General features: G+C 63.1%; 13 protein-coding genes and 5 pseudogenes. 13 read left to right on the top strand and 5 right to left on the bottom strand.

The window, feature by feature from the left end; genetic code table 11:
• The first annotated feature begins 204 nt into the window (after positions 1-204).
• Positions 205-1,134: a TauD/TfdA dioxygenase family protein gene (locus ABIB90_RS35200; protein ID WP_354101544.1), complete on the top strand. Its 930-nt coding sequence runs from the start codon at positions 205-207 to the stop codon at positions 1,132-1,134.
• Between the two features lie 693 nt (positions 1,135-1,827).
• Here the strand turns inward: ABIB90_RS35200 and ABIB90_RS35205 are convergent.
• The 3 genes from ABIB90_RS35205 to ABIB90_RS35215 form a co-directional block, all read right to left on the bottom strand.
• A complete protein-coding gene (locus tag ABIB90_RS35205) occupies positions 1,828-2,016 on the bottom strand; it encodes a hypothetical protein (protein WP_354202391.1) in 189 nt (62 codons plus the stop codon).
• 216 nt (positions 2,017-2,232) lie between these two features.
• Complete coding sequence (hemN, locus tag ABIB90_RS35210; RefSeq protein WP_354202393.1) at positions 2,233-3,567, bottom strand: oxygen-independent coproporphyrinogen III oxidase; 1,335 nt, start codon at positions 3,565-3,567, stop codon at positions 2,233-2,235.
• Between the two features lie 1,836 nt (positions 3,568-5,403).
• The gene (locus tag ABIB90_RS35215) at positions 5,404-5,520 is read right to left on the bottom strand and encodes a GcrA family cell cycle regulator (RefSeq protein WP_279692960.1); all 117 of its coding nucleotides are present in this window, start codon (positions 5,518-5,520) and stop codon (positions 5,404-5,406) included.
• A 556-nt stretch (positions 5,521-6,076) separates the two neighbouring features.
• Here ABIB90_RS35215 and ABIB90_RS35220 point away from each other — a divergent pair.
• The 12 genes and pseudogenes from ABIB90_RS35220 to ABIB90_RS35280 form a co-directional block, all read left to right on the top strand.
• On the top strand, positions 6,077-7,315 hold the full coding sequence (locus ABIB90_RS35220; RefSeq protein WP_354202394.1) for a cytochrome P450: 1,239 nt from the start codon (positions 6,077-6,079) through the stop codon (positions 7,313-7,315).
• Positions 7,316-8,222: 907 nt separating this feature from the next.
• A pseudogene (locus ABIB90_RS35225) lies at positions 8,223-8,432 on the top strand (hypothetical protein); the annotation flags it as partial.
• 922 nt (positions 8,433-9,354) lie between these two features.
• Complete coding sequence (locus ABIB90_RS35235) at positions 9,355-10,557, top strand: cytochrome P450 (protein ID WP_354101542.1); 1,203 nt, start codon at positions 9,355-9,357, stop codon at positions 10,555-10,557.
• Between the two features lie 92 nt (positions 10,558-10,649).
• A complete protein-coding gene (locus ABIB90_RS35240; protein ID WP_354202395.1) occupies positions 10,650-11,942 on the top strand; it encodes a cytochrome P450 in 1,293 nt (430 codons plus the stop codon).
• Position 11,943: 1 nt separating this feature from the next.
• Positions 11,944-12,069 (top strand): annotated as a pseudogene (locus ABIB90_RS35245) (ferredoxin); the annotation flags it as partial.
• A 168-nt stretch (positions 12,070-12,237) separates the two neighbouring features.
• Positions 12,238-13,083: an SDR family oxidoreductase gene (locus ABIB90_RS35250; protein WP_354202425.1), complete on the top strand. Its 846-nt coding sequence runs from the start codon at positions 12,238-12,240 to the stop codon at positions 13,081-13,083.
• Complete coding sequence (locus tag ABIB90_RS35255) at positions 13,083-14,426, top strand: cytochrome P450 (protein ID WP_354202396.1); 1,344 nt, start codon at positions 13,083-13,085, stop codon at positions 14,424-14,426. Before ABIB90_RS35250 ends, ABIB90_RS35255 begins: the two co-directional genes overlap by 1 nt.
• A 145-nt stretch (positions 14,427-14,571) precedes the next feature.
• Positions 14,572-15,579 (top strand): polyprenyl synthetase family protein, encoded by a 1,008-nt coding sequence (locus ABIB90_RS35260; RefSeq protein WP_198034818.1) that lies wholly within the window; start codon positions 14,572-14,574, stop codon positions 15,577-15,579.
• A gap of 307 nt (positions 15,580-15,886) precedes the next feature.
• A complete protein-coding gene (locus ABIB90_RS35265; protein ID WP_354202397.1) occupies positions 15,887-17,434 on the top strand; it encodes a hypothetical protein in 1,548 nt (515 codons plus the stop codon).
• Positions 17,431-18,339 (top strand): annotated as a pseudogene (locus ABIB90_RS35270) (terpene synthase family protein); the annotation flags it as partial. The gene ABIB90_RS35265 and the pseudogene ABIB90_RS35270, both read left to right, overlap by 4 nt.
• A 78-nt stretch (positions 18,340-18,417) precedes the next feature.
• Positions 18,418-19,455 (top strand): annotated as a pseudogene (fni, locus tag ABIB90_RS35275) (type 2 isopentenyl-diphosphate Delta-isomerase).
• A gap of 92 nt (positions 19,456-19,547) precedes the next feature.
• A pseudogene (locus ABIB90_RS35280) lies at positions 19,548-19,676 on the top strand (IS5/IS1182 family transposase); the annotation flags it as partial.
• A gap of 889 nt (positions 19,677-20,565) precedes the next feature.
• Here ABIB90_RS35280 and ABIB90_RS35285 read toward each other — a convergent pair.
• Positions 20,566-20,766, bottom strand: a complete 201-nt coding sequence (locus ABIB90_RS35285; RefSeq protein WP_354202398.1) for a hypothetical protein — start codon at positions 20,764-20,766, stop codon at positions 20,566-20,568.
• A gap of 319 nt (positions 20,767-21,085) precedes the next feature.
• Complete coding sequence (locus tag ABIB90_RS35290) at positions 21,086-21,337, bottom strand: hypothetical protein (protein WP_354202399.1); 252 nt, start codon at positions 21,335-21,337, stop codon at positions 21,086-21,088.
• Positions 21,338-21,635 lie beyond the last annotated feature (298 nt).

A 21,635-nucleotide genomic window follows, 5' to 3' on the forward strand; every position in this document is an offset into this window, starting at 1 on the left:
AAGAAGATGAGAGCTGGCATGGAGCTCCTTGGAACGGTTCGAGTTATCATCCGATCCGCGATCTGACGGACCTTCACGGCTCCGTTTTCCGGCTGGCACGGTGCTTGCTGGACAGTACCAGTAGCGCGAGGTCCGCCTTCCAAACCGAGTGACCGAACCGCCATGCGCCCTCCTAAAGAATCCGAAAACTTGGAAGAGTTCGCAATGAAAGAAACGGCTTCGACCGAGAGCGTCATTTCACCGACAGACCTCGTCAAACGCGCTGCGCGCATCGGTGTTGAAATCAGAAATATAAAGCTATCGGGTGATTTGCCGAACCAAACGATCGCTGTGATCAACAGCTTACTTCTCGAACACAAGGTGATCTTCTTCCGTGATCAGGGGCATCTTGATGACGCGGAGCAGGAGCGCTTTGCTGCTTGTTTGGGTAGGCTGGTGCCGCATCCGATGCTCGGTACCATCAATGGAACGACCTCGATCATCGAGCTTGATTCCGCGCGCGGAGGTAGTCGGGCTGATGTATGGCACGCCGATGGAACGTTTCTCGCGGCCTATCCCAAACTTGCGGTGCTGCGAGCCGTTGTGATCCCATCGTTCGGTGGCGATACGATTTGGTCGAACGCGGTGGCCGCCTATGTGGATCTGCCGCGGCCGCTCCAACGGCTTGCCGACGAACTCTGGACCGTTCACAGCAACGCCTTCGACTACGCCGGGACCTGCCGTATTCGCGAAATCGACCAGAAGCATTTTGATGAGGTCTTTACCAAAACAATCTATGAGACCGAGCATCCGGTGGTCCGTGTACATCCCGAGACCGGCGAGCGCGCGCTGGTGCTCGGCGATGTGGTGCAAAGGTTTATTGATATCCCAAAGCGCGACGGTCAGAGGCTGTTCGATCTATTCCAATCCCATATCACGGCGCCCGAAAATACCGTGCGCTGGAGCTGGAAAGAAGGCGATGTCGCGATTTGGGATAACCGCGCAACGCTGCATTATGCCGTCAACGATTACGGTGACCAGCATCGCGTCGTTCACCGTGCCACAATCGATGGTGACGCGCCCGTCAGCATTGACGGCCGATGCAGTGTAACGCGCCTTAAGACGACGAAGCACCCCTCCACGAAGGTTGCCTAGCATGGCTCGGCGAACTTACCGGCAATGCACTGCTCCTATCGCATGTTCGCGCGAATAGACTGTTTCCGAAGCGAAGTTCACTGAGCAGAACGCCACGCGCAACTGGATGGGAGGGGCTAACGCGTATGTGGCCCGAGCGAGTTTCACCGGCACTGATTGGCATGTGTCCGTCATCTCCATCAATTGCTAGGTTTGGTAGTTGACCGGGCGGGAGGTCGGCTGTCGGCGCGCGAGTCGCAGGTATTGTGCCGCTCGGCGCGAGGCCCTCCCGGCCTTCACGGAGGACCGGTATGGGTAACGTCGACGGGTGAAATTCAGGAAATCGTCGCTTAGATCCAGGTTGCGCAAAGCTCTTCCAGCGAACTATCTTTTTGGTCGTGATCACGCCGGATCTGGTCCTAACTGTGCTACTCGATGATCGTTCGCGCGGTGTCGCGCCGGCGCTGGTCGTTTTGTGCTCCGTGGTCTATCTCATGGCGTGGACGAGTTGCTGCTCTGAATTGCACGCCGCAGCCCGTAGCGTTTCGGTCTAGCGGCGATCATGCACATCGATAGGGACCGTCGTGTCATCACGACGAATCGCCGCGGTTTACTCGGAGTACGCATCCAGCGTAGACGGCGCGCTGATGGAGTATGTCTGGCTGCTAGCGCTTGAGACAGGTCAGAGATCTTTGTACATCCGGACGAGCTTGATCAGGTTTTCGATACCGAGGTCACTGGACGCCGAGATGCCATCGTCCCCCACGCCAAAGGCCGCGATGAGCCGTCCTCCATCTCCATTTCGTTGGTGACGTCCCGCAGCCAGTCGTCCTCGTGGTGGAGGTCCGCGGTCACACGGGCAATGTTGGTGACGTCATGAACGTTGTCCAGGTTCGCGGTCATGCCGCGTTGCAGTCGGGGACGTCAAATTCCCACCAGCAATGCGTCCATGTCTTCGCGGCTACGGCCCGGGCGGCTCTCGTTGCACAGCTGCCCACGGCGTTTTTTACCGGTTTGGTTTGTGACTGTACCAGGCGAGCGAAACTCGTTCGCCGGGCTTCCTGGCGCGTGCAGCGGAAGGTAACGCGTTTCATCCGATCATCGCTCCTTGGCTGGTCTTTAACAGGGCGGCGTGCCAAGATAAGCATCGAATGCGGCTGCCACAGCACGAGTTAGAAAACGATGCTCCGGCCTCACGCGGATAAATCCCCTTTCCATTTGCACGATCCCATCCTCAGCGAGCATTGCCAAGCGTTCGCCTGAACCGAGGAAGGACGCCGGGTCAAATTCATGAGGACCGCAAATTGCCGGTACGTCGACCTCGAAATCGCACATTAGTCGCTCGATGATCGCGGCCCGGACGCGGTCTTCGAGGCTGAGACAGTAGCCCTTTGAAGTCGCCAGACGGCCGGCTTTGATTTGGTCGCTGTAGGAACCCGCTGTAACTTCGTTCTGGACGTAACCGTCGCCAAGCCGACCGACGGCCGATGGCCCGAAGCCTATCACTTTATTGCAGGTGTTGGCCGAGTAACCGAGTGAGTTCCGTCGCAGGCGACCGGTTTTCTGCGCCAGCGCGAGCTCATCGCCCGGCAACGCGAAATGGTCGAGCCCGATTTGCCGGTAGCCCGCTGCAATCAGTGTATTGGCCATCGCGGCAGCCTGTTCTGCACGGGCAGGGCTGTCTGGCAGCGCTGCCTCGTCGATCAGGCGCTGATTCTTCTTAAAGGAAGGAACGTGCGCGTAGCCAAATACCGCAAGCCGGTCTGGTCGCATTGCCACCGCGGTAGTCACGGTCTGAACGCAGGACTGCACCGTCTGATTTGGCAGACCGTAGATGAGGTCGAAGTTGATGCGGATTATTCCCTGCTGCCGCAGGGTTTCGACAGCGCGCTCTGTTTGTGCCTCACTCTGGACGCGGTTGATGGCCTTTTGAACAATTGGATCGAAGCTCTGGACGCCGAGGCTTGCGCGGTTCACGCCGGCAGCTGCTAACCCTTCGGATGTGGCGAGCGTGAACGTGCGCGGGTCGATCTCAACAGCAATGTTGGCCGTTTTCGAAAGCGCAAAGCGGCGGCGCAGAAAGTCCATCAGCCGCCGGAACTCCGCTGCCTGGATAAGGGTCGGCGTTCCACCGCCGAAGTGCACGTCGCTGACAGGCAGCGGTTGCGGTACCTGCGCCGCGACCAAATCGATCTCCCTACGAAGATCCGCCAAAAACTCTAGAATGGGTGAATCCCGGCGAGTGATGCTTCGAGCGAAGCCGCAATACCAGCAAATGGATCGACAGAAAGGAATGTGGAAGTAGAGCGACACCGAGTCATTAACCGGCAGGCGCTGCAGCCATTTCTCAGAGGCTTCGGCGCCGACCACTGTGGAGAACTGGGCTACAGTCGGATAGATGGTGTACCAAGGAAGGCGAGCATCGCAGTACTTTTCCAGAATTGAGGTCTGCAATGATTGTTATCCCGTGTTTACGAAGTTTGTGGTCGCAAGCGAGTTCTTTTTCATTCCTTTGTTTGCCGACGGTACTCCGGAGTGTCGCTAGGCAATTGGGAGCTTGCGTGAGCCCGATCTGCTGACGAAACACGCTGTTGGACGCTGCTAGAACTCGAACTGCCTCCCGATCTGACTCGTGCGAGGTTCATTGAGCAAAATTCATTACGCCGTAATCGTCATCAACTGACAAGGTTGGTAGTTGACCTCTGCGTAGCGTATTCTCCATGGACCAAGGGATCTTGCGCCGGTTCGGGGCCGCCCAGGTACGCAGGTCGAACTTCGCCAATGCGAGCACAGTCGGACGGCCTCGTTCTTGGGTCCGCGGAGTTGAGAAGCCCCTTCATGCGCCCATTGCTCAGCGGAAATGTCGCCGAACCGGGACTAGGAGCGAAACGTTGCTTATCGTTGCGGCCCACGCGATTCCGGCACGGGGCGCATAAATGGATAGAGGGATCTTCGGGGTAGATTGCGCCAAAATGCTCCGCCTCCGATCAACACGACAACTATTGCTTTGTGCGCACGCTATGATGTAGGAGCGCCGCGTGCAACGAGTCTGGCGTCGAGTGGTTCGCTCAGCCGCATAGGAGGTAAGACCAAACGATCTATATGAGTGAGGACAGCGTATTGGCGATCGCCGGGCAGCACCACGGCTGTTGGCGTTAATGTGTTCGCGAGTGGAGTGGAAAAGCTAATGAACCGGGTAGGCGAGCGAGAAGTGATGGATGCAATTGAACAGCCGGCCGCTTCAGAGTTGCCGCCGATTTTGCACAGATCGTCAAGGCACCTTGGGTGGGTGGTGGTCGTCTTCGTGTGTCTGTGCACTGCAGGAGTCTACATGTTGACCGACGTCAGACAATATCTCGAGAGCTTGGCAGTTCGTGATGGCGCTCCAACGTTAAGCATGTCGCCCGACGATAGGGCGGTTCTAGCGGACGTTATATCGGGAGAACAGAAGGCGAGCGATGCAATAGCGGAGCTCAACCGCAGCATCACTGCACAGCAGGCTGACCTAAAACAAATTTCCGATCAAATTGCAGCGCTGACCTCACGAATCGATTCGTTGCCGAATCTGGTACTCACCGCTTCACGTCCTTCCGTTCCCTCTCCGCCGTCAGCTCAAGCCGATCCAAAGCCGGTGAGGAAACTCGCGCCTCCGTTAAAACCAGAAGGGCCGACCTCGGTCGGAGGGGCGCCACTGGTCTCGCCCCCGCGCACGGACGAACCTCGATGATTTCCCGCGCGTTCAATCCCAGTCCAGCTCTCCACATCTCGGTAGCAGATGTTGGAGCTGGCTGATGGTCAAGCAGCTTCACCTGAGCTCGTGCAGTTCGTCGGCCCGTGCCGAGTATTCCAAACACTGGCGCAAATCAGCACGGGCGCATTCCTGAAAACGCATAGCCGAAAACGAGGCTCAATAACCAGAACGCCTTTCCTTCTAGTTCGTGCATCCAGCCTCTTGAGATTGGATGACTTGACCTACGATTGAGCCCTCCCAGTGTTCGGCCGATAGCCGCAATGCGCGCGTCGTCCGAGTAAACCAAGTACGGAGCCAGGCCCGGGATATCGCGGCGCCTGACAGATTTACGCAGTATTCCAGACCACCTCAGCTAGCTTCGCGTAAAGCTGCCGCTCGCTCATCTCCTGAGGCTGCTGCGTATCTAGCGTCCTTTGCGACAACGTTCTTTCCGAGGCAATGGCGACTTGCCGCCATCAACGTCGGCCCTCGCTTGGGGGCGGGTCCAATCTTGGGTTTTGCTGTTGGTGGCTTGTGACCTCGAGTGAGGCCCAACCGCGTTAGCTTGCCGCAAATGCGTTGCGACTGCACTTGAGATGACGCGCGATCTGCGCGGCACTTTGTCCCGCGGCCCAGAGCTTTTTCAACTCTGCCAATTCGCTTCTATTCCAGCGCATGGAAGCTACTCCAATGCCAGCTGCGATCTCACGTTAGATCACCGGTCGTCCGGCTCGCGCACCACCGCCGGTCTGGCCTCGTGTTCCTGTTTCTCCTCCTCCTGTTGATTCATTCCACGAAAGCCCGCATCGCATGCAGAAGGAAAAACGAGTCCTTGGTGGACCGCGATCTCTTCTTAGTCCCCACTGTGATAAGGTTCCATCTGCTCGCGCAATATAAGTAGTCGAGTGGCAACGGGGGCGTGCCTGCCCGAGGCGGCTGGGTGCCATCGCGAGTACTTGCGTCTGCTATCACAAAAAGCGAGTTCGCGCTCCTCCCAATCCTGATAGGGGAGCTTCGCTCGTGTTTCCATTATTCTACATCGACAGGGGCCGTGCCAAAGTTCCCCTCACTTACGATCGTGCGAGCTCTCGCGAGCCCGAGCCATAGACATGCGCCACACATCGTTACTGTACGGCCCAAGCTCGTTGTCTTTCGACCGAGCTTGCATGCGAACTCTAAACGGCGCACCCAGCCGAGCAACCAAAATTGCACACCGATGTCCGGGAGACAATCATGACAGCCTTATCGGCACAGAACGCTCGCGAGAACGCTGATATCCCGCTGCGCCGACTTGATGTAAGCGAGCCCAAGCGCTTTCAGGATGATACCATTTGGCCTTGTTTCGAGCGGCTGCGAAGGGAAGATCCCGTCCATTATTGCGAAGACAGCCCATACGGTCCATATTGGTCAATAACAAAATACCGCGATATCATAGCGGTGGACTCAAATCACGCAGTATTCTCGTCAGAGCGAAGCGTCACGATTGTCGACCCGCCGGAAAAGTATTGGACACCCAGTTTTGTTAAGATGAGTCCTCCTGCCCATGCTCAGCAGCGTAAGACTGTCAGTCCGATAACGGCATCGGAGAACCTGGCGAAGCTTGAAGGCCTGATCCGCTCGCGGGTTCAGAAGATCTTGGACGGTTTGCCGCGCAACGATACCTTCAACTGGGTCGACAGAGTCTCGATCGAGTTGACGACTCAAATGCTGGCCACGCTTTTCGATTTTCCATTTCAGGATCGACGGCTGCTGACCTACTGGTCGGATGTAGCCGCCTTGACTCCACAAATGGGTCACCAGATCGACAGCTGGGAAAAGCGGAAGGTGGTGCTGTCCGAGTGCCTGGACTATTTCACACGGCTTTGGAGCGAACGGGTGAATTCCGAGCCGCGCGCTGACCTGATCTCGATGATGGCGCATTCACCGGCGACCCGAAACATGGAGTCACGCGAGTTCCTGGGCAACCTCATTCTGCTGATTGTTGGAGGCAACGATACTACGCGCAACTCAATTACCGGTGGCGTCTTGTTCATGAGCCAAAATCCGTCCGAACTGCGAAAACTCCGCGATGATGGTTCGCTAGTGCCCGGGGCGGTATCCGAGATTATACGATACCAAACGCCTATCGCGCACATGCGCCGAACCGCTGTGGACGATTTGACGATAGGCCACAAGCAAATCAGGCGAGGCGATAAAGTTGTGATGTGGTATATCTCTGGCAACCGAGACGACGAGGTCTTTGCGAGCCCCAACAGCTTCATCATTGATCGAGAAAACGTACGACAACATCTCTCATTTGGATTTGGGATTCATCGTTGCGTGGGCAGACATCTTGCAGAGCTGCAGCTGAAAATCCTGTGGGAGGAGATGCTGAACCGATCTCTGGAGGTAAAGGTGGTCGGCGAGCCGGAGCGAGTTGTATCTAATTTTGTGCACGGTTATTCGGCACTGCCGGTCCAGATTCCAGGTTAGTCTCGGTAGCGAGCGGCATTCAACACTGGTCGTGCAGAACGGGCGGTTAGGACCACGGCCTTGTGGAGACCAGGGCCTGGGTAAGTTCACGGGCGTTGCGTTACGGGCTTGTGGTTCTTTCGAAGTGCAGACAGGGCCACAGCGTCGTTATCTCGTCGAAGATCTCCGGGCCATTGCGTTCCGCGTCACGCCGCCGATTGTCGCATCCTTGTTACTGGAGAGCTCGGCGTACGGCTCGCGTGACCCGCCTCCATCTTGACGGTCCAGAAAGTGGCTACCCTGGCGCACGCGGAGGCGTCCTGGGCGAACCATCCCCCGGTCCACCAGTCGTCCGGTTATAACCCTGCGCGAAGCCGGGCGGGGGCGCTCCAAGGCGTAAGTTCGCAACTGCAGCAGCGCCGCTAAGTCCCGACACACCAATCCGCTTTACGGCTCCTTCGTGATTCGTAAGCTTGTGAGGAAGGTCTGGCTAAATCGATGGGCGTACTGACGCGAACGCGGCAAACTTTTCTGGGCGACGCCACTGATCCGCTCGGCCGTTCGCTGCTCGTCGAGCAATTGCGAGATGGTGCGGAAGCAGATCCCGGTTCTCTACGCTGTCCTGCTGTTGGACAGCATCAGCATCGGGCCGATCCTCCCGGGCACCGTCTCAGCCTGGCTCGGGGTTGCGCTTCCAGTAGGACGCACGTTGCGCTGGCGCAATCCTTTGGTCGTTTTGGGCTTCAGCTCCGCCCGCAGCACTTGGCACCACGTTTTGGCAGCTCTGATCCTCTTGGCCGGTAACGCGGCCCGCGGCTTGATTGCGGCAAAAAAGGCCGGCCGAAATGCGTTCGGCGGGCCAAGTCGCGGAGGAGAAACGTCGGCCGGGTGAAAGCGATCAGGCGTCGAGATTGTGCAGGCGCTGGCGGTTGCGATCGGGGTGATCCTGGTGCTCGGCATGTCCGTGGTGGACACCATTCATCATGCCGAGCAGGCTTATTTCGACGCGGCGATCATGCTGCTTACCTTCGTGCTGGTCGGCCGCGGCCTGGAGCAGAACATGCGGCGGCGGCCACGCGCGGTCACCGGCAATCTTGCCGCATTGAAGGCGGAGACCGCGGCCAAGTTCGTCGGGCCATGCACCTCTGTTGTTGCGGCTGCGGACGCGAAGTGGTCACGCCCCTTGCCCCAGCGCAATGGCGACTCACATCGACGACGAGAATATTTCTCTTCACCCGTCGATTGGCAGTTGGAATCTGCACTGCCGCTCGTACTGCGGCATTAACGGCGGCCAGGTCATCGAGGCCCCGTCGTGGTCGGACGAAGACGTTGCCCGAGGGCAAGCGCGCGACAAGCGGGCAAGAACCGCTCACTATGGTTCGAAGGCAAGCACTGGCCTTGAGACCAAGGCGGTTAATTCACCACAAACAGAGCACAAAGATTGGCTGGCTAAATTGGCGATTTGTTTGCAAGGTGGCACTAGGTCGGATCTGAGAACTTCAATTTCTTGCGCTCGGCTAGCGCATAGGTGAAGTAGTCGTATTCCTTCAACGAAGTCACATTCACCTGACGAGCGACGCCAGGCTCGAAAAGCGAAGTCATAAAGTCTACGCGCTTACGCTTACGGGTTGGCAGACCGCTCACACCTCCTTAGCAAGACATAAGTCTCGACGCACATCACAGATATCGCCAATCTCGTCGAGTGGGAAGACCTCGCAGACGTTTGCCTTGTAGGCCATTCGCACGCGGGATTTCCGGCATCTGGCGCGCTGGAACATATCGGAAGCCGTGTCTCGTCTACCCATCGGAAATAGGTTTCCGTATGGCAGCGCGTGACGACAGAGTTTTTCGCATTTTTTGCGCCACCAGGCGTTTAGCTTAGGGCGCTACTACAAGATTCGGTAGATGGCAGCGCCAACTTGAGGCCCTAGGGTCCGGCCGCCTTCCCAGCCGATCATCATCGACGAACAGAAATGAACGCAAGCGCACGTGAAGCCGCTGCCCGTAGCGCCCGCCGGTCACCTTCCGCCCTTCCATCGCTAAGAGAGTGAAGTGCCACCATGTCCGAACAACCCTTGCCGACGCTGCCGATGTGGCGCGTCGATCACATCGAACCCTCGCCCGAGATGTTGGCGCTACGCGCCAACGGTCCGATCCACCGCGTTCGCTTCCCGTCCGGGCACGAAGGCTGGTGGGTGACAGGCTACGACGAGGCCAAGGCGGTGCTGTCCGACGCGGCGTTCCGGCCCGCGGGAATGCCGCCGGCGGCATTCACCCCGGATTCGGTGATTCTCGGTTCGCCGGGGTGGCTGGTCTCGCACGAGGGGGGCGAGCATGCCCGGTTACGCGCGATCGTGGCGCCGGCCTTCAGCGACCGCAGGGTGAAGCTGCTCGCCCAGCAGGTCGAGGCAATCGCCGCGCAGTTGTTCGAGACGCTGGCGGCCCAGCCCCAGCCCGCCGACCTGCGGCGCCACCTCTCCTTTCCGCTTCCGGCCATGGTCATCAGCGCGCTAATGGGCGTGTTCTACGAGGATCACGCCTTTTTCGCCGGGCTGTCCGACGAGGTGATGACGCACCAGCATGAAAGCGGCCCGCGCAGCGCCTCGCGCCTGGCCTGGGAAGAACTGCGCGCCTACATTCGCGGCAAGATGCGGGACAAACGGCAGGATCCGGGCGACAACCTGCTGACGGATCTGCTCGCGGCGGTCGACCAGGGCAAGGCAACCGAGGAACAGGCGATCGGCCTGGCGGCGGGCATGCTGGTGGCGGGACACGAGAGCACCGTCGCGCAGATCGAATTCGGCCTGCTGGCCATGCTCCGCCATCCGCAACAGCGCGAACGCCTGGTCGGCGATCCATCCTTGGTGGACAAGGCTGTGGAGGAAATTCTGCGCATGTACCCGCCGGGCGCGGGCTGGGACGGCATCATGCGCTATCCGAGGACCGACGTGACCATCGCAGGCGTGCATATTCCCGCGGAGAGCAAGGTGCTGGTCGGCCTGCCGGCGACGTCGTTCGATCCACGCCATTTCAAAGACCCGGAAATCTTCGACATCGGACGCGATGAAAAGCCGCACCTAGCGTTCTCCTACGGGCCGCACTACTGCGTCGGCTTGGCGCTGGCCAGGCTAGAACTCAAGGTGGTGTTCGGTTCGATCTTCCAGCGCTTTCCCGCGCTGCGCCTGGCCGTGGCGCCCGAAGAACTGAAGTTGCGGAAGGAGATCATCACTGGCGGGTTCGAGGAGTTCCCGGTGCTCTGGTGATGCGCGGGACGCCGCCGGGAAACGCGATCTTCTCCGCATTTGCTGGCGCCTGGCGCGCGCCGGTCAGATCAGCCAGCCAATAGGTAGGCAAGATGGACGTGCAAGAAACCACGGCAGCATGCCGGGACGCCTTCGCCGAATTGGCGTCGCCAGCGTGCATCCACGACCCGTATCCGTTCATGCGGTGGTTGCGCGAGCACGATCCGGTGCATCGCGCGGCCTCGGGCCTCTTTCTGTTGAGCCGCCACGCCGACATCTACTGGGCGCTCAAGGCCACGGGCGATGCGTTTCGGGGACCTGCGCCGGGCGAATTGGCGCGCTATTTCCCGCGTGCGGCGACCAGCCTGTCGCTCAATCTGATGGCGTCCACGATAGCGATGAAGGACCCACCGACGCATACGCGTCTGCGCCGGCTGATCTCTCGCGATTTCACCATGAGCCAGATCGACAACCTGCGGCCGAGCATCGCGCGCATCGTCGCAGCGCGACTGGACGGCATGGCGCCCGCGCTGGAGCGCGGGGAGGCGGTAGACCTGCATCGGGAATTCGCGCTGGCGTTGCCCATGCTGGTCTTCGCCGAACTGTTCGGCCTGCCCCAGGACGACATGTTCGGGCTCGCCGCCGGCATCGGCGCCATTGTGGAAGGCCTGAGCCCGCACGCCAGCGATCCCCAGCTCGCCGCGGCGGACGCGGGCAGCGCCAGGGTGCAGGCCTACTTCGGCGACCTCATACAGCGCAAGCGCACCGATCCCCGCCACGACATCGTGTCGATGCTGGTCGGCGCACACGACGACGATGCCGACACGCTGTCGGATGCGGAGTTGATCAGCATGCTGTGGGGCATGCTGCTGGGCGGCTTCACCACCACTGCTGCGACCATCGACCATGCGGTCCTGGCGATGCTGGCGCATCCCGAACAGCGGCACTGGCTGCAGGGAGACGCTGCGGGGGTGAAGGCATTCGTCGAAGAAGTCCTGCGCTGCGACGCGCCCGTCCTGTTCAGCGCCACTCCGCGTATCACCCAGCGCGACATCGAACTGGGCGGCGTGGTGATCCCGAAGAACGCGGACGTGCGCGTGCTGATCGCGGCCGGCAATCGCGACCCGGACGCCTTCGCAGATCCCGACCGCTTCGATCCCGCACGGTTCTACGGCACCAATCCCGGCATGTCGACCGACGGGAAGATCATGCTGAGCTTCGGCCACGGCATCCACTTCTGCCCCGGTGCGCAACTGGCCCGGATCCAGTTGGCCGAGAGCCTGCCGCGGATCCAGGCGCGCTTCCCCACGCTGGCATTGGCTGAGCAGCCGAGCCGGGAGCCCTCCGCGTTCCTTAGGACGTTCCGCGCGCTGCCGGTGCGGCTGCATGCGCAGGGGGGGACCTGAGATGCGCGTCGTGGTCGACCGGGATCTGTGTGGAACCACCGGGCAGTGCGTGCTGACGCTGCCGGGCACCTTTCGCCAGCGCGAACCGGACGGCGTGGCCGAAGTGTGCGTGGCGACGGTCCCGCAGGCGCTGCACGCCGCCGTGCGACTCGCGGCCAGCCAGTGCCCGGTCGCCGCCATTCGGGTCATCGAAAGCGAGGCTGGCGATGACGAGCGCGCCAGTGCCGACCCTGCGCCTTCTTCGGCGGAGGCCAAGGGGCATGCCGCGGAAGACCAACTCAAACACGAGGACGCGATGGGACGGTTGGAAGGCAAGGTGGCCGTGGTGACCGACGCCGGCGCCGGCATCGGCAAGGCATGCGCCCTCGCCATCGCGCGCGAGGGCGGCAGAGTGGTGGTGGCTGACATTGATCGCTCGGCGGCCATAGCCTGTACCGCGCAGATCGCGGCCGAAGCGGGCCACGCGCTGGCCGTGGTCATGGACATCGCCGATGCGCAGGCGGTGGCAGCGCTGTTCGAGACGGCGGAGCGGCACTTCGGTCGGGTCGACCTGCTGGTGAACAACGCGAGCGCCATGCATCTGACCCCACGCGACCGCGCGATCCTCGACCTGGACCTGGCGGTCTGGGATCAGACCATGGCGACCAATCTGCGCGGCACGCTGCTCTGCTGCCGGCAGGCCATCCCACGGATGATCGCCCGCGGCGGAGGCGCGATCGTCAACATGTCGTCGTGCCAGGGGCTCAGCGGTGATACCGCGCAGACGTCCTACGCCGCGTCGAAGGCGGCGATGAACATGCTGTCGGCCTCGCTCGCCACCCAGTACGGTCATGCGCAGATCCGCTGCAACGCGGTTGCGCCGGGTCTCATCATGACCGAGCGTCTCCTGGCTAAGCTGGACGACTGCATGCAACTTCACCTGCGCCGGCACCAGCTCCTGCCGCGCGTCGGCCGCCCCGAGGACGTGGCCGCGCTGGTGGCGTTCCTGCTTTCCGACGATGCTGCGTTCATCACCGGCCAGGTCGTGTGCATCGACGGCGGCATGATGGCGCATGTGCCGACGTACGCCGACGGTGGCAACAGCCCCGCCGCGCGGCCTGCCGGCGACACCGCCGAAGCGGCCGCGGCGCCGCGCTGCTGATGATCATGCTGCTCAACCCGCTGAACCGTCGGCACCGGCTGCGGTGCGACATCCCGGTCGTGCCCGGCGCTTTCCCTTTGGTTGGGCATCTTCCCGCCATTGTCCGCGACCTGCCGCGCCTGCTGCGGCGCTCGGAACGGACGCTGGGCAGCCACTTCTGGCTGGATTTTGGCCCTGCCGGACACCTGATGACCTGCGTGGATCCGGACGCGTTCGCACTGCTCCGGCACAAGGACGTGTCCTCGGCGCTGATCGAAGACATCGCGCCCGAATTGTTTGGCGGAACGTTGGTCACCCAGGATGGCGGCGCGCACCGGCAGGCGCGCGATGCAATCAAGGCGGCGTTCCTGCCCAAAGGGCTGACTCAGGCCGGCATCGGCGACCTGTTCGCGCCCGTCATCCGGGCGCGGGTGCAGGCGTGGCGCGACCGCGGCGAGGTAACCATCCTGCGCGAAACCGGCGACCTGATGCTCAAGCTCATTTTCAGCCTCATGGGAATCCCCGCCCAAGACCTGCCGGGATGGCATCGCAAGTACCGGCAACTGCTGCAGTTGATCGTCGCGCCCCCGGTCGACCTGCCCGGACTGCCCTTGCGGCGCGGCCGCGCCGCCCGCGACTGGATCGACGCGCAGTTGCGCCAGTTCGTCCGCGACGCGCGCGCGCATGCCGCGCGCACCGGGTTGATCAACAATATGGTGAGCGCCTTCGATCGCAGCGACGATGCGCTCTCCGACGACGTCCTGGTCGCCAATATCCGCTTGCTGCTACTTGGCGGTCACGACACCACCGCCTCGACGATGGCCTGGATGGTGATCGAGCTGGCGCGGGAGCCTTTGCTGTGGGAGGCCTTGGTCGAGGAGGCGCAACGCGTCGGCGCGGTGCCGACCCGGCACGCGGACCTGGCGCAGTGTCCGGTCGCCGAGGCGCTGTTCCGCGAGACGCTGCGCGTGCATCCGGCGACCACGGTCCTGCCGCGTCGCGCGCTGCAGGAATTGCAACTCGGCCAACGGCGCATTCCCGCGGGCACCCATCTGTGCATCCCGCTGCTGCATTTCTCGACCTCGGCGCTCCTGCACGAGGCGCCCGATCAGTTCCGCCTGGCGCGGTGGCTGCAACGCACGGAGCCGATCCGTCCGGTGGACATGCTTCAGTTCGGTACCGGCCCACACGTCTGCATCGGCTACCACCTGGTATGGCTGGAACTGGTGCAGTTCTGCATCGCCTTGGCGCTGACCATGCACAAGGCCGGGGTGCGGCCGCGGTTGCTGAGCGGCGCCGAAGACGGTCGGCGCTATTACCCGACCGCACATCCGTCCATGACAATCCGCATCGGATTCTCATGAGCTGGCATCGCATGCCCCGTGTGGCGAGGCAGCGGCGCCGGCGACGCGCGGCATTGCTGCACTCGGTGCGCGCGCTCGGTGCGACGCCGGCAACACCGCGGCGGCTCGCCGCTCGCCGTGACCGTCTCCTGTCAGGTACAAGGACATGAACAGGATTCAGACCGGTTCCACGCTACACGATGACCGAACCGGCGTTTCCGCGCTCGGCGGATTGGGCGCGCAGGCGCGCGGCGCATCCGGCAGGCTGCTGCCGGAGATCTGGATGCAGGACGGCGCAAAGCGGGTCGAACAGGCACTGGCGCGTCTTCTCTGCGCCGAAGACGACGGTGAGACCGAGCTGATCGCGGCGATGCGCTACGCCACCTTGCATGGCGGGAAGCGCACCCGCGCCTTGCTCTGTCTGGCTGCCGGCGCACTGGCCGACACGCCGGCGCACATGCTCGACGACGTCGGCGCCGCCATCGAGATGATGCACGCCTGTACCCTGGTCCACGACGACCTGCCTGCGATGGACGACGACGTGCTTCGCCGCGGCCTTCCGACCGTGCACGTCAAGTTCGGCGAAGCCACTGCGATCCTGGTCGGCGATGCGCTGCAGGCGCACGCCTTCCTGACCCTGGCGAGCCTGGATGTGCAGGGCGACAACCGTATCGCGCTCGTGCGCGAACTGGCGCAGGCGGTGTCCGCCGAGGGTGCCGCAGGCGGGCAGGCCATGGATCTGTCGCTGGTTGGAAAGCACGTCGAGCTGGATAGGATCGTGGCGATGCACCGGATGAAGAGCGGAGCGCTAGTGCGCGCGTCCGTTCGCATGGGCGCGCTATGCGCCATCGCGGAGGATGCCGCGTACGCTGCGCTGTACTGTGCGCTCGATCGCTACAGCGCCTGTTTCGGTCTGGCCTTGCAGGTGGTCGACGACATTCTCGACGCGACAGCGGATACCGCGACGTTGGGCAAGACCCCCGGCAAGGACGCGGCGGCGCAGAAGCCGACCTGCGCGTCGATCATGGGGCTGCAGGCAGCGCGCCAGTTCGCGCTGGATCAGTTGCGCGACGCCGGGGAGGCCATCGCCCCGCTGGGGCCGCGTGCGGAACGGTTGGCGCAGATGCTGCAGCGGGCCAACGCGTATCTGCTCATGCACGCGCCATGCGCATGAGCGCGCCCGTCCCCATGGAGTCGCCCCTGTGCCGCTGCGATCGGCCGACGGCAGCGGTGCATGCTGCAACTATGTCCGAGTCCTCGGCGCCGATCGCAGCGGTTGCCCAGCACGGCCGCGGCGCACGCGGCGCGCTGCCCGCGAGCCTTGCGGCGGACCGGCGCCAGCATCGGGGCGCGTCGCCGCGCCGGAGCAGGGCGGTCGTCCGGCGCGGCCCATGCGCCGGGCCGCGACGGGCCTGCGGCGACGTGCGCGGCGTCTGCCCGACCCTGGTTCTCGTCAGCCGTCTGCAGAAGGAACATCCCGCGTGAACGCGCTGTCCGAACAGATCCTTTCCGAATTGCGCCACCTGCTGAGCGAGATGAGCGACGGCGGCAGCGTCGGTCCGTCCGTCTACGACACGGCGCGAGCTCTCCAGTTCCACGGCAACGTCACCGGTCGGCAGGACGCATACGCGTGGCTTATCGCGCAGCAACAGGCCGATGGCGGATGGGGAAGTGCGGACTTCCCGCTGTTCCGCCATGCGCCCACGTGGGCGGCGTTGCTGGCATTGCAGCGTGCCGATCCTCTTCCCGGCGCTGCCGAGGCAGTGCAGGCTGCAACCCGGTTCCTCGAGCGCCAGCCCGATCCCTACGCGCATGCGGTGCCGGAAGACGCGCCGGTCGGCGCGGAGCTGATCCTGCCGCAGTTTTGCGGCGAGGCCGCTTCCTTGCTGAGCGGCGTGGCGTTTCCGCGGCACCCTGCGCTGGTGCCGTTGCGGCAAGCTTGCCTAGTCAAGCTGGGAGGGGCGACGTTGCCGAGCGGCCATCCGTTGCTGCACTCCTGGGAAGCCTGGGGCACGTCGCCGACCACCGCATGCCCGAATGAGGACGGCAGCATCGGCATCAGTCCGGCGGCCACCGCCGCGTGGCGTGCGCACGCCGTGACACAGGGGATCACGCCGCAGGTCGGGCGCGCCGACGCGTATCTGCAGGCGGCGTCGCGAGCGACACGCGGCGGCATCGAAGGCGTCGTTCCCAACGTCTGGCCGATCAATGTGTTCGAGCCATGCTGGTCGCTCTACACCCTGCATCTGGCCGGGCTGTTCGCGCATCCCGCGCTCGCCGAGGCGGTGCGCGTGATCGTCGCGCAGCTCGACGCCCGCCTGGGTGTGCGCGGTCTGGGGCCGGCCTTGCACTTCGCGGCCGATGCGGACGACACCGCCGTTGCGTTGTGCGTCCTGCGCCTTGCAGGCCGCGATCCGGCGGTCGATGCGTTGCGCCATTTCGAAATCGGCGAGCTGTTCGTCACCTTCCCCGGCGAGCGCAATGCCTCGGTGTCGACCAACATTCATGCCCTGCATGCGTTGCGACTGTTGGGAAGGCCCGCCGCCGGCACCAGCGTCTACGTTGAGGCCAATCGCAACCGCCACGGTGTATGGGACAACGAAAAATGGCACGTTTCGTGGCTGTATCCCACCGCGCATGCGCTCGCTGCGCTGGCGCAAGGCAAGCCCCAGTGGCGCGAGGAGCGCGCGCTGGCGATGCTGCTGCAGACGCAGCGCGACGACGGAGGCTGGGGCGCCGGTCGCGCGTCCACATTCGAGGAAACCGCCTATGCGCTGTTCGCGTTGCATGTGATGGACGCGAGCGAAGACCCGACAGGGCGCCGGCGCATCGCGCAGGCGGTGGCGCGTGCGCTGAAGTGGATGCTCGCCCGCCATGCGGCGCATGCATTGCCGCAGACGCCGCTGTGGATCGGCAAGGAACTGTATTGCCCCACCCGGGTCGTGCGCGTGGCCGAACTCGCCGGGTTGTGGCTGGCGCTTCGTTGGGGGCGGCGCGCTCCGGCCAAGCGAGCAGGAGCGGCGCCATGATCGAGACCGAACGCGCACTGCAGCAGGTGCTGGAGTGGGGGCGTTCCCTGACCGGGTTCGCCGACGAGCATGCCCTGGAAGCGGTCAGGGGCGGCCAGTACATCCTGCAGCGCATCCACCCCAGCCTGCGCGACACCAGCCCCCGCACCGGCCGCGATCCGGACGACGAAATGCTGATTGTGGCGTTCTATTGCGAACTGGCGCTGCTGTTCTGGCTCGACGATTGCAACGACCTTGGCCTGATCGCGCCGGAGCAGCTCGCCGCGGTGGAGCAGGCGCTGGGGCAGGGCGTGCCATGCGCGCTCCCCGGATTCGAGGGCTGCGCTGTGCTGCGCGCTTCGCTGGCCGCGCTCGCCTACGATCGTCGCGACTATGCTCAGCTTCTCGACGATACTCGGTGCTACTGCGCGGCGCTGCGCGCCGGACACGTGCAGGCGGCAGGGGCGGAACGCTGGTCCTACGCCGAGTACCTGCACAACGGCATCGATTCGATCGGCTACGCGAATGTGTTCTGTTGCCTGTCGTTGCTGTGGGGGCTGGACATGGCGACCTTGCGCGCGCGTCCGGCGTTTCGCCAGGTCCTGCGGCTCATCTCCGCGATAGGGCGCCTCCAGAACGATCTGCATGGACGCGACAAGGACAGGTCGGCCGGCGAGGCTGACAACGCGGCGATCCTGCTGCTGCAGCGCTATCCGGCTATGCCTGTGCTGGACTTCCTCAACGACGAGCTGGCCGGCCATACGCGCACGCTGCACCGGGTGATGGCGGAAGAACGCTTTCCCGCGCCGTGGGGACCGTTGATCGAGGCCATGGCGGCCATTCGCGCGCAGTACTACCAGACTTCGACCAGCCGCTACCGCAGCGACGCTGCTGGGGAGGCCTGCGTGCGCGGGCCTGAACGCGCGGGAGGCGGCGGCGTGCGCGCCCTGCCGTTAGTCCGATCCGACGCAACGCTGTCGCCCGATGCGACGGATGGAGCGAGCATGAGCGACACCACCCTGAGCCGGCGCAAGGACGACGATCTGGAGATCGTGCTGGATCGGCGAACGGCGCCGGCCACGGTTGCCGCCGGCTGGGAGTACATCCGTTTCGAACACTGCGCATTGCCCGAGTTGGACCTGACGCAGTTCGACCTGCGCGCCTCGCAGCTGGGCAAGACCATGCGTGCGCCGCTGCTGATCAGCTCGACCGGCGGCATGCCACGCGCCGAGGCCATCAACCGGCATCCGAGCGAGGCAGCGCAGGCTTTGGGGATCGCCATGTGCGTCGGTTGGCAGCGCGTGAGCCTGCAGTCCCGCAACTCCCAGGGGCTGACGCCCGCGCTGCGCCGCCTCGCCCCAGACATTCCCTTGCTGGCCAATATCGGCGCCGCGCAACTGCGCGACGCCGACGGCCTGGACCTGGCGCGCCGGGCGGTGGATGCCGATGGACTTATCGTCCACCTCAATCCGCTGCAGGAAGCGGTACAGCCGGAGGGCGACCGTACCTGGCGCGGCGTCCTGGCGCAGATCGCTCGCGCCGCGCGCAGCCTGGGCGTACCGATCGTGGCCAAGGAAGTGGGGTCGGGCATGTCCGCCTCGGTGGCGTGTGCGCTCGTCGAGGCGGGCGTGGCGGTGATCGATGTCGCGGGCGCCGGCGGCACCAGTTGAGCCGCGGTGGAGGGCGAGCGCGCCCGCGATGCCGCCGACCGTGCAGTGGCGATGGCGTTCGCCGATTGGGGGATTCCGACCCCGGCCAGCGTGCAGGCGGTGCGTCGGGCGCTGCCAACGGTGAAGCTGATTGCGTCGGGCGGGATCGGCGACGGCGTCGACGTGGCCAAGGCCATCCGCCTGGGCGTCGACATCGCCGGGCAGGCGGCCGGCGTGCTGCGCGCGGCGACGGTGTCCACCGAGGCGGTTGTCGCCCATTTCGAGATCGTCATCCGCCAGTTGGCCGTCGCCTGTTTCTGCACCGGCTCGGCTGATCTGGCGGCGTTGCGTCAGGCGCGCTTGTTGCCCTCGGCGGATCTGCCCGCCGGTTGATGCCGGCGTCCCCCGGTCGTGGCGGCGGGCGCCTAACAGGCTGCTGAATACCTACGTCAAGCAGAGTACTGATCCCTTGGCGAGGCGGTTCGATGCGCGGGAGCGATGTGTGCATGGAGCAGCTGTTCGCGATGAAGAGGTTGGAGGATTTCGTTCCAGCCGATCATCCACTGCGCCCGATCCGGCTGATCGTCAATGAAGCGCTCGTGCGGCTAGACGGCGGGGACAGGAGGCACATCAGTCGGTATGCAACTTGGATGACAGCGGAGCGGCTGCATCAATGCCTGGCTGCGTATCCGCACGGATCGAGGCCCTCCATCAGATCGAGTGCCCCGCGTCCTTTGCACGTGATGCGCCATCCCGTTCGCGCGCTGAATAAAGTTGCTGCGAAACGTGTCGAGGTTTCGGCACACGAGCCGCCAAGGCTCTTGGACGTTCGGCCCAATCGCGACCGCTCGCTGCCAAAATCAGTATGTCCCGCTTGAGCTCCGCCATCGGTGCGGAACCGTCCGGATAGCTCAATAGAATCTTCTCGATAGAATGTCGAAATTCACCTGAACAACATCATCGTTGTGTTGCCTACCGCCAGATGTCGGCCTTTGGCGAAGCGCGTCGAAGCCGATCGTTTTCAGGCGCTCGCGCATCCTCTCGCCCGTCGGCGGCCGCCGCCAAAGTTTCGATGCGACATTTGCGCGGATGCCGGTATCGCTCCGAGAAATGGTTTTGCAGTGCGCGCACTGGCGCACTGCTTAGCCGCTGCCTTCCGCAAAACGTCTCAAAGTGCCGGGTCATCCGACTATGCCAGCCACGGTTCGCCCCAGCCTTTTCCAACCCACCGCAAACCATTGGGGTAGCAGTGGAGGTAGCAGACAATTGCCGTCCGGCCATGAACTCCAGCCCTGTCCGCTCCTCGGGCATGCTCGCGCCGGCGGCCAGCTCCAGGCGGAGCCGTTCGAACCGCCTGAGCTCGTCGATGTCGTGCTGATGCCCCATGCGGCCGATCAGACTCCCGCCGCGTGGTCGCCGTCAGTCTGGGGAGTCCGCCCATGATCCCGGGCCGCATAGGTAGTGTGCTGTCTCGATCGATTTTGCGGACCCTGGGCGGGGCTTCTAAGGCACTAGCGATGGTTTTTGAATCGTATTTCCCTGCCAACGCTTAGTGTGCTCATGCTCAGCAATCCACTTCACCGCGTCGCCTTCCGTAACAAAGCCCTTGATAGCTTCCGTTTCGCCATCGGGCCACAGAATATCGACCCCCCAGCCAACTCCGGGATTTTTCCGAGCCATGAAGGTTGGCCGTTGCTCGAACATTCGCGGAATATGCGCCTATGGTGCCCAGGTTCAAGCCAGCTATCCTGCCGCAATCAAACTATCCTGCACTGACCCCGCGTCCGCGCCGTTCGATTCATGTGGAATGTCTAACCCACGGCGCGCAGCAGCTCTCGCGCGTTTCACCTGCCCCATTCTGTTCACGCCCTTCATCTGTGCACAGGTTATCCACAGGGCGAAGGAAACGAACCAAGTCCTCTTCGTGAACAAGCGCAAGCAAATCGGCCGCCGAACCGTGGGGCACCGATCGATATCGCGGGAGCCGAGACGTCTGCCTGAGCTCGGAGGCCGGGACCCGCCACTAACGCAGATATCGCAATGGCCGGTTCGCGTGGTTCATTTCCTCAAATGCTTTCGCCACCTCTGCTGGCTGATGCTTCGCCTTGAAGTTTGCGACCTTGAAGCGGCCCTTGGCCTCATCCAGCGTGCCGGCCTCACCAAACGGCGGACCGGGGAGCGTCACGATGCAGGTCCATAGCCAGAGCCCAGGGGAGCGTTCGCTGGCGTAGCGGATGCGCCCGACTAGCTGCCGGTTCCAAAACCGTGTAATCATCCAGGCCGATCATCCGCAAAGTAAGAGGCATCGTGGTTGCCATGGCTAGCAACGCTCTAAGCCCCAGCGACGAAAATCGTGCCAGCACTTCACACCTGCTGTGACAGGAACCGTGTGCAGATGCTCACGCAAGAGCGTCATCGGCTATCAACAAAATCGCAGCCCGCGAGCGGTGTAGTGCGGTTCGTGTAGTGGAAAATCAGGTTGTTGCCGGAGTGCCAAACCGCTCTTCGCGGGGTGAGACTGAGATTTGCTTGTTCGGAGGATCAAGAGGGCGTCGGCTAGAGTGCGCGTCCCG

Source organism: Bradyrhizobium sp. JR4.1, from assembly GCF_040548605.1.
GTDB classification, from domain to species: domain Bacteria; phylum Pseudomonadota; class Alphaproteobacteria; order Rhizobiales; family Xanthobacteraceae; genus Bradyrhizobium; species Bradyrhizobium canariense.

Coding starts and splice junctions, on each gene's coding strand:
- ABIB90_RS35260 (WP_198034818.1), top strand. CDS start 14,572: ATGAACAGGATTCAGACCGGTTCCACGCTACACGATGACCGAACCGGC.
- ABIB90_RS35285 (WP_354202398.1), bottom strand. CDS start 20,766: ATGTTCGAGCAACGGCCAACCTTCATGGCTCGGAAAAATCCCGGAGTT.
- ABIB90_RS35200 (WP_354101544.1), top strand. CDS start 205: ATGAAAGAAACGGCTTCGACCGAGAGCGTCATTTCACCGACAGACCTC.
- ABIB90_RS35290 (WP_354202399.1), bottom strand. CDS start 21,337: ATGATTACACGGTTTTGGAACCGGCAGCTAGTCGGGCGCATCCGCTAC.
- ABIB90_RS35215 (WP_279692960.1), bottom strand. CDS start 5,520: ATGCGCTGGAATAGAAGCGAATTGGCAGAGTTGAAAAAGCTCTGGGCC.
- ABIB90_RS35220 (WP_354202394.1), top strand. CDS start 6,077: ATGACAGCCTTATCGGCACAGAACGCTCGCGAGAACGCTGATATCCCG.
- ABIB90_RS35250 (WP_354202425.1), top strand. CDS start 12,238: ATGGGACGGTTGGAAGGCAAGGTGGCCGTGGTGACCGACGCCGGCGCC.
- ABIB90_RS35255 (WP_354202396.1), top strand. CDS start 13,083: ATGATCATGCTGCTCAACCCGCTGAACCGTCGGCACCGGCTGCGGTGC.
- ABIB90_RS35240 (WP_354202395.1), top strand. CDS start 10,650: ATGGACGTGCAAGAAACCACGGCAGCATGCCGGGACGCCTTCGCCGAA.
- ABIB90_RS35205 (WP_354202391.1), bottom strand. CDS start 2,016: ATGACCGCGAACCTGGACAACGTTCATGACGTCACCAACATTGCCCGT.
- ABIB90_RS35235 (WP_354101542.1), top strand. CDS start 9,355: ATGTCCGAACAACCCTTGCCGACGCTGCCGATGTGGCGCGTCGATCAC.